Origin of the sequence: Agrobacterium larrymoorei, from assembly GCF_030819275.1 — a bacterium.
Classification (GTDB): Bacteria; Pseudomonadota; Alphaproteobacteria; order Rhizobiales; family Rhizobiaceae; genus Agrobacterium; species Agrobacterium larrymoorei_B.
In genome coordinates, this window is the sequence record NZ_JAUTBL010000002.1 from 2,627,810 (window position 1) to 2,644,307 (window position 16,498).

Genomic DNA, 16,498 nt, shown 5'->3' on the forward strand with positions numbered 1-16,498 from the left:
TCATTCACCGGGAACCGGCTTTTCCAGCGGCATGTAGAGATCGCCACCCCGGCGGAATTTCTCCGCCATGGCCTCCAGCCCCTCCTTCTGGGCTTCCGCACGAATATCGTGGGAAATGCGCATGGAGCAGAATTTCGGCCCGCACATGGAGCAGAAATGCGCGACCTTGTGCGCTTCCTTCGGCAGCGTCTCGTCGTGATAGGAGCGCGCCGTTTCAGGATCGAGCGACAGGTTGAACTGATCTTCCCAGCGGAATTCGAAGCGGGCACGCGACAGCGCATCGTCGCGCAGCTGCGCCGCTGGATGCCCCTTGGCGAGATCGGCGGCATGCGCCGCGATCTTGTAGGTGATGACACCGACCTTCACGTCGTTTCGATCCGGCAGGCCCAGATGCTCCTTCGGCGTGACATAGCAGAGCATCGCCGTGCCGAACCAGCCGATCATCGCCGCACCGATGCCCGATGTGATGTGGTCGTAACCCGGCGCAATGTCGGTGGTGAGCGGCCCAAGCGTGTAGAAGGGTGCCTCGCCGCAAGTCTTCAGCTGCTTGTCCATATTCTCCTTGATCTTGTGCATCGGCACATGGCCGGGGCCTTCGATCATCACCTGGCAATCCTTGGCCCAGGCGATCTGCGTCAACTCGCCAAGCGTCTCCAGCTCGGCAAATTGCGCCGCATCATTGGCGTCGGCAATCGAGCCCGGACGCAGGCCATCCCCCAGCGAGAACGACACGTCGTAAGCCCGACAAATGTCGCAGATCTCGTCAAAATGCTCGTAGAGGAAGCTTTCCTTGTGGTGATGCAGACACCACTTGGCCATGATCGACCCGCCGCGCGAGACGATGCCGGTGACGCGATTGACGGTCAGCGGAATGTAATGCAGGCGCACACCCGCATGGATGGTGAAATAATCCACGCCCTGTTCCGCTTGCTCGATCAGCGTGTCGCGGAACACCTCCCAGGTCAGATCCTCGGCAATGCCGTTGACCTTTTCCAGCGCCTGATAGAGCGGCACCGTGCCGATCGGGACCGGCGAATTGCGGATGATCCATTCGCGGATATTGTGAATGTTGCGCCCAGTGGAGAGATCCATCACCGTATCGGCACCCCAGCGCGTGGCCCAGACCATTTTTTCCACCTCTTCCGCCATGGAGGAGGTGACGGCGGAATTGCCGATATTGGCGTTGATCTTGACCAAGAAATTCCGCCCGATGATCATCGGCTCGGCTTCCGGGTGGTTGATGTTGGAGGGGATGATAGCGCGCCCGGAAGCCACTTCCTGGCGGACGAATTCCGGTGTGACGTGGTCTGGAATATGTGCGCCGAAGCTTTCACCATCGCGGACAAGCTTCTCCTGCGCCGCCTCGCGCCCGAGATTTTCGCGAATGGCGATATATTCCATCTCCGGCGTGATGATGCCCGCCCGCGCATAGGCCAGCTGGGTGACGGCCTTGCCATCCCTGGCCCGCAGCGGCTGGTTGCGCACCGGAAATTCCGGTGTCAGGCGCTCGCCGGTGGCAAAGCCATTGTCTTCCGGCTTCACATGCCGGCCCTCATAGGCTTCGACATCGCCGCGCGCCAGAACCCATTCCTGACGATGGCGCGGCAGACCGGCATCGATGTTCACAAGATGCGTCGGATCGGTATAGGGACCGGAGGCATCATAGACGGTCACCGGCGGCTCGCCGGCGGTGGGATGGACCGCGATTTCGCGCATCGGCACGCGGATATGCGGGTGGAGAATGCCCGGCTTGTGCACCTTGGTGGAGGCCGGCAGCGGACCGGTGGTGACGGTGGGTGTGAGATTTTTAGCGGCAATGTTCATCGTGAGGCTCCAAAGCAGAACAGTGGAGACCCAGTTCGAGCATGAAGACGAAAAGCGCGGGATAGAAATGACGACGGTTCCCCGGCGTGAAGCCGGTTTTGCCAGAATGCCCGCGTTTGCACCGTCCCTACGCCAGTATGAACTGGATCAGGTTCAACGGGTCACTGCGCGCTCTAGCAGTATCTCAGCCCCTTGCCGGGACCCCCCTGGTGAATGGCGCAATCAAAAACCTCATGGCGCCGATTGTCAAGCTGGCTGTCGGTTGCGCTGAAACTGAATAGCGCACCAAGCAATGTCACCGGAAATTAACCCCACCATTTATAACAATGTTATGTTTTTAAATGTAACTCAGAAGTTATGCGATAATGACTCCAGTTAAAGGGAGATACTTGAGATGAATTCTACTATCCGTGAGGTGCTGGCAAAATTCGGCCAGCTTCCCGTTTCCGTCGACACGCTTGCCGACGATGCCGATCTTTATGCCGCGGGTCTGTCCTCCTTCGCCTCCGTGCAGCTGATGCTGGGCCTGGAAGAGGCATTCGACATCGAGTTTCCCGACAGCATGCTGAACCGCAAATCCTTTGCCAGCATCGCCGCCATCGAAACCACGGTCAAAGCCATTCTCGACGGGAGAGAGGCTGCCTGATGAACCTCGCCGTCGCGCCTCACCGTGAAGCACTGAGCGCCCGGGCGGCGCGGGTGGCGGCGATTGCCGCAAAACATGCCGATGCGGTGGATACCGAAGGCCGCTTCCCGAAAGAGGCCGTAGACGCGCTTCGCGAGGAAAAGCTGCTCGGCATCCAGGTTCCGGTTCATATGGGCGGCGAAGGTGCCACCATGCTGGAGCTTGCGGATATCTGTTCCATTCTGGGGACAGTCCTGTTCGGCAACGGCCATGATCTACGCCATGCACCACATCAAGGCATCGAGCCTTGTGGAACACGGTGAAGACAGTCAATGGCACAGCGCCTTCATGCGCCGCTTGGCAAACGAACAATTGCTGCTCGCCTCCGCCACCACCGAAGGCGGCATTGGCGGCAATCTTCGCAATTCCATCTGCGCCATCGAAGTGGATGGTGACACCTGCCGCCTGGAAAAAGACGCGACCGTTATTTCCTATGGCAGCGAAGCCGACGCCATTCTCATCACCTCGCGTTCCCACAAGGATGCCGCTCCCTCCGATCAGGTGATGACGGTGTTTTTGAAGGACCAATACAGCCTTGAGCGCACCCATGTCTGGGATACGCTTGGCATGCGCGGAACCCGCTCCGACGGTTTCCTGTTCAAGGGCGAGGCACCGGCTGAACAGATTTTCCCCAAGCCGTTTGCCGAGATCGCGGCCCAATCCATGCTCGCCACATCGCATCTTCTGTGGAGCGGCGTCTGGTATGGCATCGCGTCTGACGCGGTGGCACGGGCGCAAAGCTTCGTGCGCGCCGCCGCCCGCAAATCGCCAGGGTCCGCACCCCCCGGCGCGCTGCGACTTGCCGAAGTGTCGAACAAGCTGCAGATCGTCAAATCCAACGTGATTGCCGGCATCAAGGCCTATGACGAGACGAAAGCCGACCCGGACAAGCTGATGTCGATGGGCTTTGCCATTGCCATGAACAACGTCAAGATCTGCTCGTCTGAGACCATTCTGGAAATCATCGACCATGCCCTGCTGATCTGCGGCATCATGGGCTACAAGAACGGCACGCCCTATAGCCTTGGCCGTCACCTGCGTGACGCGCATTCCGCCCGGCTGATGATTTCCAACGATCGAATCCTGAGCAATTCCGCCAATCTCCTGCTGGTTCAAAAGCAGGATACGAGCCTTCTGAGGTAGGACCATGGACGCACAAACATCTTTCCTCGACAGGCTCTTCGACAAGGGTTTGCTCATCGATACCGGCGTCGACGGTCTCTATGGCCGAAGCGGTCAGTTCGAAGACGTGATCACCGGTCTCGAAAGCCTAGTCAGCAAGGTGGGAGCCGGCGATAAGGCCGAGGCGATCCGCTTTCCGCCCGGCATCAACCGCGCTTATTTCGAAAAAAGCGGCTACATGAAGAGCTTCCCGCAGCTTGCCGGTACCGTCCATTCCTTCTGCGGCTGCGAGCTCGACCACGTCAACCTGTTGAAGACAATGGATGAGGGCGGCGACGACTGGGCGAAAGACCAGAAGATCACCGATATCGTGCTCACACCGGCCGCCTGCTATCCGCTCTACCCGACCATTGCCAAGCGCGGCAATCTGCCCGATGGCGGCGGTCTCTACGACATTCAGTCCTACTGCTTCCGCCATGAGCCCTCAAAGGACCCGGCGCGCCAGCAGCTCTTCCGCATGCGCGAATATGTGCGCATGGGCACAGAAAGCGACGTCACGGATTTCCGCCAGCTGTGGATGGATCGCGGCGTGGCAATGATGGAAGGCATCGGCCTCGACGTGAAGCTCGATATCGCCAACGATCCCTTCTTCGGACGCGCAGGCCGTATGCTGGCCAACAACCAGCGCGACCAGAACCTGAAGTTCGAACTGCTGATCCCGGTCACGTCGACGACCAACCTGACCGCCTGCATGAGCTTCAACTACCACCAGGATGCCTTCGGCGCGAAGTGGGGCTTGAACCTTGCGGACGGCTCTGTCGCCCACACCGCCTGCGTCGGCTTCGGCCTGGAGCGACTGGCGCTCGCCCTCCTTGCCAAGCACGGACTGGATGTCGATCAATGGCCGCAGTCGGTTCGCGACACGCTGTGGAACTGAGGCCTTCAGAATTGAGGCCTAAGAAATTGAGGTTTGCATGACGGCAATTTTTCCGGCCCTGAGCCCTGAGAGCCATGTCCCTCACCTGCTCCACGCATCCGACAGGATGTGGCCGGAAACCAATTGCTTTGTCGATCTATGGATCGAGCTTGTCGCCTCGTGCGGCCTGCCGCCGGAAGCCATGTTCGGCTTTACCTTGACGCAGGACTTCGAGGGCGACCACTTCACCTTCTTCAAGATGCCGCTCGAAGATCTAGAAGCGCTCTACGGCATCCGCTCGACAGAGCTTGCGATCTTCGACAATGTCGAGACCCATATCGAAACGCAGCTGAAGCGCGGCCGCATTTCCCTGATCGAGGTGAACAGCTTCTACCTGCCGGATACCCATGGGGTCGGTTACCGAAACGATCACGGCAAGACGACGATTGCCATCAACCGCATCGATCGCGCCAATCTCAAGCTCGACTATTTCCACAACGCCGGCTACTTCGCGCTGGAAGGCGAGGACTATGCGGGCGTGTTCCAGCACCATCTGAAAGAGGGCGAACCGCCCTTCCTGCCCTATGCGGAATTCGCCAAATTCCCGGAAAAGCCGGTCCCCGAAGAGCGCCGCCGCGCAGTTGCAGAGCGCCTGCTGGTGCAGCATTTTTCCAGACGACCGGCGGACAATCCTATCCGGGCCTTCTCGCAGGTCTTCCCGGCACAGGTGGAAAAGGTTGCCGACCGGCCCTTCGGCTTCTTCCACAAATACGCCTTCAACACGCTGCGCCAGCTCGGCGCCAATTTCGAACTCGCCGCCAGCCACCTGCAATGGCTTGCCGGACCACAGGCTTTCGATGACGCAGCCGCCGAGGCGCTGAAGATCGCCGAAGTGGCAAAGACGGTGCAGTTCCAGCTGGCACGCGCCGTGGCGCGTCGCAAGTTCGAGCCGCTCGCCACCGCTCTTAATCCGGCGGCTGACGCCTGGGACGCGCTGATGGCCAAGCTCAATTCCCATCTCGATGCCGCCAGCGAGGCCGCGTGAGCGCGAGCCTTCGACATGACGCCCTCCCCGGCCAATGGCTGACGGAGGGTTGGACGCTGACATTGACGCAAGCCAATGCCTGCGAGCGCCCATCCAACATCCCAACAGGTTCGGAAAGCCTTGCAGCACCGGTTCCCGGCACCGTCGCCGAGGCGCTGGAGAAGGCTGGTAGCTTCGACCGCTTCGATCCGAAGCCGCTCAACCATCTCGATGCCTGGTACCGACTGACACTCGAAACCGCTGCCCCACAGACCGCGACGGTGCATTTCGATGGCCTTGCGACCATCGCCGACATCTATCTGAACGACGAGCCTATCGCGCACTCCGCCAGCATGTTCGAGGCGCTGGAGGTTGGCGTCACGCTTTCCGGCACGGATGAGCTGGCGATCTGCTTTCGCGCCCTGAGACCCCATCTGGAAAAGACCGGCCCTCGCGCCCGCTGGCGTCCGCAGATGATGTCGACGCAGGGGCTTCGGCTGATCCGCACGACAGCGCTGGGTTACATGCCCGGCTGGTGCCCGGAGATTCACGCCGCAGGACCATGGCGCCCAATCCGGCTTGTGCGTGAGGGCGACGCGGATTTCGACCTCACCTCCTTCGCCACCGAATTGACAGAAGATGGCGTTGGCATCCTCCGTGTCACCGTTGAAGCGCGGTCCTCGTCCGTTATCGAGATCGGTTGTGGGGATCGCTGGCAAAAACTTGAGCCCGTCTCGGACGGTCTCTTCTCAGCCGAGCTGCGCCTCCCAGATATAGAGCCCTGGTGGCCCGCCACCCATGGCACGCCGACGCTGCACGAGGTTCACCTGCGCATCGACGGCAAGACGCACACGCTTGGCAAAACCAGCTTCCGCCGCATCGAGATCGATCATGGTGCGGATGGCAAAGGCTTTGGCGTGACGATCAACGGCGTCGCCATTTTCTGCCGGGGTGCCGTCTGGTCCAACGCCGATATCGTCCGGCTTCCCGGCGCCAAAGAGGACTACGCACCCTGGCTGCGCCTTGCCGCAGAGGCGGGCATGAACATGATCCGCATTGGCGGAACCATGGCCTATGAGACCAGAGATTTTTTCAGCCTTTGCGATGAAGTCGGCCTGATAGTCTGGCAGGACATGATGCTCGCCAATTTCGATTACCCGGCGAAGGACGAAGGCTTCGTCGCCCATATCGAGAAGGAAACGGCGGATCTTATGGCGAATGCGGCGCTCTCTCCCTCGCTGACCGTGATCTGCGGGGGCAGCGAAATGTACCAGCAGGGCGCGATGCTGGGCCTCGGCGAGAGCTTCTGGAAAGGTCCGCTGACCGAGGAGATATTGCCGCGCTTCATCAAAGCGCGTCGCTCCGACATCGCCTATGTCCCGAACTCACCCTTTGGCGGCGCACAGCCCTTCTTCACCGACGAGAAGGTCGGCCATTATTACGGTGTGGGCGCCTATTGCCGCCCGCTAGACGATGCGCGGCGCGCCGATGTGCGCTTTGCGGGCGAGTGCCTCGCCTTCGCCAATGTGCCGCAGCAGAAGACGCTCGATCGGCATCTCCCCGTTGCCGCCGTTCATCATCCAGTATGGAAAGCCCGCGTGCCGCGCGATCGCGGCGCCTCCTGGGATTTCGAGGATGTGCGCGACCATTATCTGAACCTCCTCTATGACCTCGACCCGTCGCGGACGCGGCGCGAGGATGGCGAGCGCTATCTCGACCTCTCGCGGGCGGCAATTGCCGAGGTGATGGAAACGACCTATGGCGAATGGCGGCGCAACGGCTCCTCCTGCCAGGGCGCCATGGTGCTGACCCTTCAGGACCTCGTGCCGGGCGCCGGCTGGGGCGTGATCGATTCGACCGGCGAGCCGAAGTCGGCATGGTATGGGCTGAAACGCGCCTTTCGCCCCGTGCAGCTGATCCTGACGGACGAGGGCACCAACGGGCTTGCCGTTCATCTCGTCAACGAGACGGCGGAAACGCGCGGCCTCATTGTCGAACTCGCCTGCCTGCGTGATGGCCTGCAGCCCGTCGTTCGAGGCCAGAAGCAGCTCGAACTTGCGCCGCGATCCAAGGCAAGCCTTGCCGCCACCGATTGTTTCGGCGCCTTTTTCGATACCACCTATGCCTATCGATTTGGCCCGCCCGCCCATGATGTGACGATTGCCGGCCTGAAGGACGCCGTGACGGGAGAGCCGATTGCTGAAGCCTTCCATTTTCCGCGTGGCCGCGCCGCCGCGATGCATCCTGCGACGCTGACGGCGACGACCGAGCAGAGGGACGGCCGCTGGTTCCTGACGGTGACCACGGACCGGTTCGCGCAGTCGATCACGATCAGCGCCGAAGGTTTCCGCCCGGCCGACGACTGGTTTCATCTGGCACCGGCAGAGGCCAGGACCATCGAGCTGATCGCAAACGAGAATGCACCCGCCGAGCCCCATGGCGAGATCCGGTCGCTTGGGTCACGTCAGCATTTTCGGTATTGATAAAAAATGTTTCGGTTTTCCGGCCAATGTTGTAGTGAAGCGACTTGTTTCACCGGTAGGTGAACCACCATATCCCTTACCCGTTTAAGCGCTCCCTTACCCCTCCGGAGCCGCTTTGACGCGCGCATCAACATCCATTACCTTCCACTTTATCCGGCACGGCATAGAAGTCCTCGATGGAAAAAAGTCTGACGCGTTACATCTGGACGCACACCAGGAATCAGCAGCTTTTCATTCTGCTGATCGTGGCGCTGTCGATGATCCCCTACTTCCTGGCCTTCGATCTGCCCAAGCAGATCGTCAACGGCCCGATCCAGGGCGATGGCTTCGAAGGCGCCAACGCCACCCAGCTCTTCATGCATCTGACGCTGAGTATACCCTATTACGGCACCGTCACGCTGTTTCCGGGCATCGAGCTGAACCGCATGGCGACGCTGATGGGGCTCAGCCTCACCTTCCTGGCGCTCGTCATCGTCAACGGCCTCTTCAAATATTACATCAACACCTACAAGGGCCGGCTGGGCGAGCGGCTGCTGCGTCGCATCCGCTTCCAGCTGATCGACCGGGTCCTGCGCTTTCCGCCCACGCATTTCAAACGCGTCAAGGGCGCGGAAATCTCCAGCATGATCAAGGACGAGGTGGAGCCGCTCGGCGGCTTTACCGGTGACGCCTTCGTGCAGCCGGCGCTGCTTGGCGGCCAGGCGCTGTCGGCGCTCTTCTTCATTCTCGTGCAGAATTTCTGGCTCGGCATGATTGCCGCCTTCATGGCCGCCATCCAGGTCGGCATCATCCCGAAAATGCGCCGCCGCCTGATCGAACTTGGACGCCAGAGACAGCTGACCGCGCGCGAACTTGCCGGTCGCATCGGCGAAATGGTCGATGGCATCGGCACCATTCATGCCTATGATACATCGAACTATGAAAGAGCCGATGCCGGCCAGCGCCTCGGCCAGATCTTCAAGATCCGCTACGACCTTTATCAATGGAAGTTCCTGGTCAAGTTCATCAACAACTTCCTGGCGCAGCTGACGCCTTTCTTCTTCTATGCGGTCGGCGGTTATCTGACACTGCGCGGCAGTCTCGACGTCGGTCAGCTCGTTGCCGTCATCAACGCCTACAAGGAACTGCCCGGCCCTTTGAAAGAGCTGATCGACTGGGATCAGGCGCGTCAGGACGTGCAGGTGAAGTACGAACAGGTCTTCGAACAGTTCGATTCTCCAAGCATGATCGACCCGAAGATCCAGGAACTGGCGCCGGCGGCAGCGGCCGCAATCACCGGCCCGATCGTCATTTCGGCGCTTTCGCTCGATGACGATAGCGGCACGCGGCTGCTCGATCAGGCAACGCTCACCATCAATCCCGGCGAGACCATCGCGGTCGTCGGCAGCGCCGGTGGCGAGGCGCTGGCGGATGCCTTGGGACGCACGCTGTGGCCGACATCGGGCAAGATTTCCATCGGCGACACCGATTTCCATGAGCTGCCCGAATCCGTCACCGGGCGGCGCATTTCCTATGTCTCGGCCGATACCTACTTCTTCCATGCAAGCCTGAAGGACAATCTTCTCTACGGGCTGAAGCATGCGCCGCTCAAACCCAAGCAATATGAGGGAAGCGAGCTCGAGCACCGCAAATGGGAAATTCGCGAGGCCAAGCTCGCTGAGAATCCGGACATGGATCTGAACGGTGATTGGATCGATTACCAGTCCAGCCCCGCAGGCCGCGAGGATCCGGAATACTTCCTCAAGTCTATGCTTGCGGTTTTGGATACGGTGCAGCTTTCGCAAGACGTTCTGGAATTTGCGCTCCGCTCCTCCATCGACCCGATGAGCGACCTGCATCTGGCAGCCCGCATTGTCGAATTGCGCCGGGCGCTGCGCAGCGAATTGGAGCGCGAGAACCTCTCCGGTCTCATCGTTCCCTTTGAGCCCGACAGCTACAACACCGAAGCGACAGTCGGCGAAAACATCCTGTTCGGCACGATGCGCGACGCCCAAACGGGCAGCAACAAGATCATCGAAAGCAAATACTTCCTGTCCTTGATGCGCGGAACGGGCCTTTCCCATACGCTCTTCGACATGGGCTATACGATTGCCGAAAACATCGTCGAAATCTTCAGCGATCTGCCGCCGGATCATCCGCTTTACCAGCAGCTGACCTTCATGACGGCAGACGACATTCCAAACTATCAGCAGATTTTGCAGCGCCTCCAGGGCAAGCATTACGACGATGCAAGCGAGGCCGACCGCCGCGCGATGATCCGCCTCAGCTTCTTCTATGTCGAACCGAGACAGCGTTTCGGCCTGTTGACGCCCGAAGTGATGAACCGGATCGTCGAAGTGCGCCACATGTTCCACGAGAACCTGCCGGAGGATCTTCGGGACGTGATCGAGCCTTACGACCCGGATCAATATGCCACGTCGACAAGCCTGCTCGACAACATCCTGTTCGGCAAGGTGAGCCATCGTTACACCGACGCCTCGCGCCGCATCACCCGGATCGTCGCCGATGCCATGCGCAAGCAGGGTGTCTATGAGCGCGTTCTCGCCGTGGGGCTGGAATTCAACCTCGGTGCCGGCGGCAAGCGGCTTGGCCCGTTGCAGCGCCAGAAACTCAATCTCGCGCGCGCCTTGATGCGACGCTCGGATTACTACGTGCTCAACCGTCCGCTACCGGGTCTCGACCATCGCATGCAGCAGGAAATCGTCGACAAAGTCATCGCCTTCCTGAGGCGAGATGGCGCAAATCCAGCAATTCTATGGGTCTTGTCGAACCCGTCGCTTTCGAAGATGTTCGATAGGGTTATCGTCGTTAACCACGGTACAATTGTCGCAGACGGATCATACGAGACTCTTATGCAAGAAAACGGTACATTCAAGGAAATGATCGCGGCCTGACATGGCGCAGGCACCCGACAGGAACACGAACCAGGACAAGGCAATGCTTTTCAAAGATGAAATTCAGATGCTGAAGCGCGTTCCCTTCTTTAGCGAGATGGAGCCTTCGAAACTCAAGCTACTTGCTTTTGCTTCGGACCGCGTTTCCTATCTTGCAGGAGACGAGCTATTCCGGCAGGGCGATCTTGGCGATAGTGCCTATGTACTTCTGACCGGCAAGGTCGATGTCCTGATCGACTCCCCGTCGGGCCAGATCAAGCTGACGGAAATGAGCGGCAACGCCATCGTCGGCGAAATCGCCATTCTCTGCGACAGCGTGCGAACGGCAACCGTCAAAGCGTCGACGCCGGTGGAGGCACTGCGCATCGGCAAGGAACAGTTCTTCAAGCTGATGTCGGACTTTCCCGAGATCACCATCAAGGTCATGCGCGTTCTCGCTGAGCGTTTGACCCAGACGACGACGGAACTGAGCAAGGCGCGCGCGCATTCAAGTGTTTGATAATATAATCTTCCATCCTGCGGCGCTTTCAGGAAAAAATAAAAGTGGTGCTGCAGTCGTAAAACTGAGATGCTGCATGAATTAAGCACGCGCCATGTGTTGGCGAAGAGAGAACGGGACCCTACGGAGGAAGCGTTGAGACGGGTCGCCGTGGCAGGTTGGGGTGTATGATGGCGTTGAATTCCGACGGTGACCGTCGGTGCAATAGACAGGAATTCCGGGTCAAGATCTGGGGAGCGCGAGGGACCGCTTCCTGTATCGGGAGAAAAATTCCACAGATATGGCGGCAACACGATCTGCATCGAGGTTCGATGCGGCGATCATATTCTGCTCTTTGACGCAGGCTCGGGTCTTCATCCCGCCGGTCTGGCGCTGAGGGCCGAAGGTGCGGGCAACGTGGACATGTTCTTCTCCCATTGCCACTACGACCACATTGTCGGCTTTCCCTATTTCAAGCCCTTCTTCAAGCGCGAGAACGACGTGCGCATCTGGTCCGGCCATCTGGCAGGCCAGAAAACCACCCGCGACATGCTGCGCGAGTTCATGAGCCCGCCCTGGTTCCCGGCACCGCTCGATATTTGCTGCGCCCATATCGATACCCGCGATTTTGCTGCCGAAGACACACTGTCGGTGCATCCGGATCTGTCGATCCGCACTGGCATGCTAACCCATCCGGGCAACGCCATCGGCTACCGGATCGACTGGCAGGGCAAGAGCCTCGCCATCATTACCGATACCGAGCATGAGCCGGGCAAGCTCGACAAGGCGGTGCTGAAGCTCATCGACGATGTCGATCTCTTCCTCTATGACGCGAGCTTCACCGATGCAGAAATGGAGCTTTACAGAGGTTACGGCCATTCCTCCTGGCAGCAGGGGATCAAGCTTGCCAAGCATGCCAACGCAAAATCGGTGGGTTTCATTCACCACGCGCCCTTCCGGACGGATGACGAACTCGACCAGATCGATGAGGATGCGAAAAAGGAATTTGCCGGTGCCTTCGCAGCTTATGACGGACAGACCATCGAGCTTTAGGTCTTTGTTTTGTCGTATGCCGTTATCGCAAAACCGCTGCACCCTTTTGCCTGGACCAGGCTTTAGACCGGCGTCCGCCTCGAATAAGACCAAAAAACATTATTTTCGTGAGGCCGTGGATTCGTCTCGAGAATGAAGCCACAGCCGGTGTAGCCGCAGGTGTTGACCAACCCCTGTGTCTTTGCAGACCGGCAGCGGATGCCCCACACGACGATTATTTGAATATCTTTTCTACAGCATCGGCCCGAAAATTCGGAACCGATTTTCGGAAAGCACGATGCGCAGGTTCAAACAAGATAGAGCGTCCTTTGTGCGTCCAGAAATGACGCACGGCACTCTGGTGAAAGAAATTTGAGGTCAGGATTGGCGCAGCTTGTGACGGACACATCTTTGCGGCGGGCGCGATTGCTCTCCGGTCTTGTTATGCTGGCCTTCGTCGCCTGTCACCTTTTCAATCACGCACTGACGCTGATTTCCATCGAGACCGCCGAATATGCAAGAATATGGTTCAGCATCATCTGGCTGAACCCGGTCAGCAGCACCATCCTTTACGGATCCGTGCTGGTCCATATCCTGCTCGTGTTGCGCTCCATCTATCTTCTGCGATCGCTGCAGATGCCATGGCGCGAAGCGATGCAGATCTTGCTGGGCTTGGCTATTCCCTTCCTCATCATCGACCATGCTGCGGGCATCCGTTTCTCACGCATGCTTTACGGTATCGATGAGGGCTACGACATCATCATTCGCAGATTTTGGATCACCGCGCCCTATCTGGGCTTACGCCAGAGCATCGCCCTTGTGCTGATCTGGGCGCATGGCTGTTTTGGGGTCTATTTCTGGCTGCGTTATCGAAGCTGGTACCGGCAAGTGGCGCCTTACCTGCTGATGTTCGCGGTTCTCCTGCCGATCATGGCGTTGCTCGGTTTCAGCGATGCCGGGCGGCAGATGGAACTGGATATCCCGGCCGATCATCCCCATTCGGAAGCGGGGATGGGCTCACCCTCGGATCCGCCGCCGCCGCCCCAGCGGCGATGGTCGCCCGAGCGCCAGGCGACGATCCAACACATCACCTTTGGTTTTCGCCTCGCCTTTGGCGCCGCCGTGATCCTGACTTTCGCCGCCCGCGCGATCAGAGGCTGGCGACAGAGGTCGAATGGCTTCGAGGTTCTCTATGAAGATGGCCATGCGATCAGGGCACCGGCGGGCTTCAGCATTCTGGAAGCGAGCCGGCTTGAAGGCATTTCCCATTTCTCCGCTTGCGGCGGCAAGGGCCGCTGTTCCACCTGTCGGGTGAAGATACTGGAAACGGACGCGCTTCTGCCGGAGCCGAGTGACCTGGAACGCTCCACCTTGCAGCGTATTCACGCGGATTCCGATGTGAGGCTCGGCTGCCAACTGCGCCCCACCGGTCGGGTCAAGGTGGCATTGCTTCTTTCCACCCGGCAGCAGGACGATAGTCCGGCCAGCGACGAGCCCATCCGTCCCGGCCGCGAGGAAGAGATTGCGGTTCTGTTCTGCGACCTCAGAAACTTCACGGCACTCTCCGAAACCCGCCTCCCCTATGACATGGTGTTTCTGCTGAACCGCTATTTCACCATTGTCGGGCAGTCGGTGGAACAGGCAGGCGGTCGCATTGATAAATTTATCGGCGATGGCGCGATGGCGCTGTTCGGCCTGGACGGCAACCAGGAAACCGCGTCTGCCGATGCGCTGAAGGCCGCCTGTCTGATCCTGCGCAATGTCGAAAAGCTGAATAAGGAACTGGAACAGCAGTTCGCCGTGCGCCTGCGCATCGCCATCGGCATTCACGCAGGTCCGTCGATTGTCGGCATCATGGGTTACGGCGCGGCAAAAACGCTGACGGCCATTGGCGATACGGTCAACGTCGCGAGCCGCCTGGAGACGGCCGCAAAGGAATTCGACACCTCAATCGTTGTCTCCGAACCGGTCATGGTGCAGTCCGGGCACAAGCGCGACGCGCTGCCAAGCCGCACCATTCTCATTCGCGGGCGCAGCTCGGAAATGAAGGTCTTCCTGATATCCGAAGAAGAAAGCCGAAAGCTGCTTTCGTAAAAGCGTTAGACCTTGCGGTAGAGGAAATACCGATCCGCCGGTACTGTGTCAGGCACCGGCAGCGGATCGAGGCTCGCTTCCTTCAGCGGCAGGCCGCTGATGGCAATGCCGCCCTTGGCCAGCATGCCGGAAACGATCTGCGGCAGCCATGTCAGCGTCACCGCGTCCTTTTCGTCATAGCCGGTACCGATATCGGCATGGACAAGGGCCGCACCGATCCCGACCCAGTCCTTCGCCGTCTGGTCGATTTCACCGAGAACCAGATTGCCCTCTTCCGGTACGGAGGAGGCATGTGCGCCCATGGCGCGGTCGAAGGCGACGATGCGGCGATCGGGAAACAGCTCGCGCAAATGGTTGAAGGTGCGCCCATTGCCAAGACCGATTTCCATGATCGGGCCTTCGGCAGGCAGATCGAGATCGCCATGCACATGGTTCAAGATATCGCGCTGGGCGCTGAGGCGGCGGATGAAGCTGTCCAGTCTGCTCATGTGTAAGTGTTTCCGATCAGGCCTTGAGGATGTGACTTGCGCTGATGCCGCGACGGGCAAAGGCGTTGCGCGTGTCGATAATCAGCGGCGACCAGTCGGCCAGTTGCTGGTAATCGATATTGTCATGGTCTGTCGCAACCAGCACCGCATCGAAACCGGCAATGCTGTCCTTGGTCCAGACGGCGGATTTCATGCCCATCAACTCGCTATATTCGCGCGTCTTTGGGATTTCCGCCACGTAAGGGTCATGGAAGGCGACATCGCCGCCGCGCTCAAGGATCAGTTCGATCAGCTTCAGAGACGGGCTTTCGCGAATGTCCGGCACGTTCTTCTTATAGGCGAGCCCCAGCACCAGCACCTTGGAACGGCTGAGCGCCTTGCCCTGATGGACGTCCAGCGCTTCCGCCAACCGCCCGACAACATGGCGCGGCATGGCGGTGTTGATCTGGCCGGCAAGCTCGATGAAGCGCGTCGGGAGTTCGTATTCCTTCGACTTCCAGGTCAGGTAGAAGGGGTCGATCGGAATGCAGTGGCCGCCAAGGCCGGGGCCGGGATAGAAGGGCATGTAGCCGAAAGGCTTGGTCTTTGCCGCATCCACCACCTCCCAGATATCGATACCCATCGCCTCGTAAACGACCTTCAACTCATTGACGAGCGCGATGTTGACGGCGCGGAAAACGTTTTCGGTAATCTTCACCGCTTCAGCCGTTGCGGTGGTGGAAACAGGAATGACAGTCTTAACCACCGCGCCGTAGAAGGCCGTCATCAGTTCGGCGGCATCAGGTCCGTCACCCGCCACCACCTTCGGAATGGTGGAGGTGTGGAAGTCGCGGTTGCCGGGGTCTTCGCGCTCCGGCGAAAATCCCAGGAAGAAATCTTCGGTCGATTTCAGCCCGGTCTTTTCCAGGATCGTCTTGACGATGCCATCGGTCGTGCCGGGATAGGTGGTCGATTCCAGCACCACGAGCTGGCCGGGGCGAAGCGTCTCGGCAATCTCGCGACAGGTGTTCTCCACATAGGAAAGGTCGGGATCGCGATATTTCGTCAGCGGGGTCGGAACGCAAATCGCGATCACATCGCACTCGCCAAGCTTGGAAAAATCGCTCGTCGCTTGGAAAGTGCCATCGGCGCAGGTACCGGCCAAAATATCATCCGGCACCGCCTCGATATAGCTCTTGCGCGCTTCGACGGCCTTGATCTTGCCCGGATCGATATCGAAACCGGTGACCTTGAAGCCGGAGGTGGCGATCGTCATGGCAAGCGGCAAGCCCACATAGCCAAGGCCGATGACACCTGCCCGCGCCTCTTTCGAGTGAATGAGGTCGAGAAGTCGCTGTGCATTTGGAGAAGAAGTCAAAGCGTTTTGCGTCCTGCGCGCGAGGAAAACATGCCTTTCAGTTGGGCGAGAAGACCCATGGTGTCAAGGCTGCGCCTTGCTAATTTCCGGTTGACGAGGAC

At 59.4% G+C, this 16,498-nt stretch carries 11 protein-coding genes, 1 pseudogene and 1 riboswitch; of the genes and pseudogenes, 9 read left to right on the plus strand and 3 right to left on the minus strand.

Going from position 1 to position 16,498, the window contains the following annotated elements; all coding sequences use genetic code 11:
* A complete protein-coding gene (thiC, locus tag QE408_RS21375; RefSeq protein ID WP_306934479.1) occupies positions 1 to 1,824 on the minus strand; it encodes a phosphomethylpyrimidine synthase ThiC in 1,824 nt (607 codons plus the stop codon).
* A 106-nt stretch (positions 1,825 to 1,930) separates the two neighbouring features.
* Positions 1,931 to 2,042: riboswitch (TPP riboswitch) on the minus strand.
* Between the two features lie 176 nt (positions 2,043 to 2,218).
* Here thiC and QE408_RS21380 point away from each other — a divergent pair.
* The 9 genes and pseudogenes from QE408_RS21380 to QE408_RS21420 all read left to right on the plus strand — a co-directional run bounded on the left by QE408_RS21380 (position 2,219) and on the right by QE408_RS21420 (position 14,552).
* The gene (locus QE408_RS21380) at positions 2,219 to 2,470 is read left to right on the plus strand and encodes an acyl carrier protein (RefSeq protein WP_306934480.1); all 252 of its coding nucleotides are present in this window, start codon (positions 2,219 to 2,221) and stop codon (positions 2,468 to 2,470) included.
* Positions 2,470 to 3,652 (plus strand): annotated as a pseudogene (locus QE408_RS21385) (acyl-CoA dehydrogenase family protein). Before QE408_RS21380 ends, QE408_RS21385 begins: the two are co-directional and overlap by 1 nt.
* 4 nt (positions 3,653 to 3,656) lie before the next feature.
* The gene (locus QE408_RS21390) at positions 3,657 to 4,568 is read left to right on the plus strand and encodes an amino acid--[acyl-carrier-protein] ligase (protein ID WP_062444285.1); all 912 of its coding nucleotides are present in this window, start codon (positions 3,657 to 3,659) and stop codon (positions 4,566 to 4,568) included.
* Positions 4,569 to 4,605: 37 nt separating this feature from the next.
* Positions 4,606 to 5,592, plus strand: coding sequence for a DUF1839 family protein (locus QE408_RS21395; RefSeq protein ID WP_306934481.1), 987 nt, complete (start codon positions 4,606 to 4,608; stop codon positions 5,590 to 5,592).
* A complete protein-coding gene (locus QE408_RS21400; protein ID WP_306934482.1) occupies positions 5,589 to 8,054 on the plus strand; it encodes a glycosyl hydrolase 2 galactose-binding domain-containing protein in 2,466 nt (821 codons plus the stop codon). The genes QE408_RS21395 and QE408_RS21400 overlap by 4 nt, the downstream gene beginning before the upstream one ends.
* A gap of 176 nt (positions 8,055 to 8,230) precedes the next feature.
* Positions 8,231 to 10,948, plus strand: coding sequence for an ABC transporter ATP-binding protein (locus QE408_RS21405; RefSeq protein WP_306934483.1), 2,718 nt, complete (start codon positions 8,231 to 8,233; stop codon positions 10,946 to 10,948).
* A 43-nt stretch (positions 10,949 to 10,991) separates the two neighbouring features.
* Positions 10,992 to 11,447: a cyclic nucleotide-binding domain-containing protein gene (locus tag QE408_RS21410; protein ID WP_112954666.1), complete on the plus strand. Its 456-nt coding sequence runs from the start codon at positions 10,992 to 10,994 to the stop codon at positions 11,445 to 11,447.
* Positions 11,448 to 11,747: 300 nt separating this feature from the next.
* Entirely contained in the window at positions 11,748 to 12,479 is a 732-nt protein-coding gene (locus tag QE408_RS21415) for an MBL fold metallo-hydrolase (RefSeq protein ID WP_306934914.1), read from the plus strand.
* Between the two features lie 363 nt (positions 12,480 to 12,842).
* A complete protein-coding gene (locus tag QE408_RS21420) occupies positions 12,843 to 14,552 on the plus strand; it encodes an adenylate/guanylate cyclase domain-containing protein (RefSeq protein ID WP_306934484.1) in 1,710 nt (569 codons plus the stop codon).
* 5 nt (positions 14,553 to 14,557) lie between these two features.
* Here QE408_RS21420 and QE408_RS21425 read toward each other — a convergent pair whose 3' ends face one another.
* On the minus strand, positions 14,558 to 15,040 hold the full coding sequence (locus QE408_RS21425) for a class I SAM-dependent methyltransferase (protein ID WP_306934485.1): 483 nt from the start codon (positions 15,038 to 15,040) through the stop codon (positions 14,558 to 14,560).
* Positions 15,041 to 15,056: 16 nt separating this feature from the next.
* Positions 15,057 to 16,397 (minus strand): nucleotide sugar dehydrogenase, encoded by a 1,341-nt coding sequence (locus QE408_RS21430; protein ID WP_306934486.1) that lies wholly within the window; start codon positions 16,395 to 16,397, stop codon positions 15,057 to 15,059.
* Between the last annotated feature and the right edge of the window lie 101 nt (positions 16,398 to 16,498).

Coding starts and splice junctions, on each gene's coding strand:
- QE408_RS21390 (WP_062444285.1), top strand. CDS start 3,657: ATGGACGCACAAACATCTTTCCTCGACAGGCTCTTCGACAAGGGTTTG.
- QE408_RS21395 (WP_306934481.1), top strand. CDS start 4,606: ATGACGGCAATTTTTCCGGCCCTGAGCCCTGAGAGCCATGTCCCTCAC.
- QE408_RS21405 (WP_306934483.1), top strand. CDS start 8,231: ATGGAAAAAAGTCTGACGCGTTACATCTGGACGCACACCAGGAATCAG.
- QE408_RS21380 (WP_306934480.1), top strand. CDS start 2,219: ATGAATTCTACTATCCGTGAGGTGCTGGCAAAATTCGGCCAGCTTCCC.
- thiC (WP_306934479.1), bottom strand. CDS start 1,824: ATGAACATTGCCGCTAAAAATCTCACACCCACCGTCACCACCGGTCCG.
- QE408_RS21425 (WP_306934485.1), bottom strand. CDS start 15,040: ATGAGCAGACTGGACAGCTTCATCCGCCGCCTCAGCGCCCAGCGCGAT.
- QE408_RS21410 (WP_112954666.1), top strand. CDS start 10,992: ATGCTTTTCAAAGATGAAATTCAGATGCTGAAGCGCGTTCCCTTCTTT.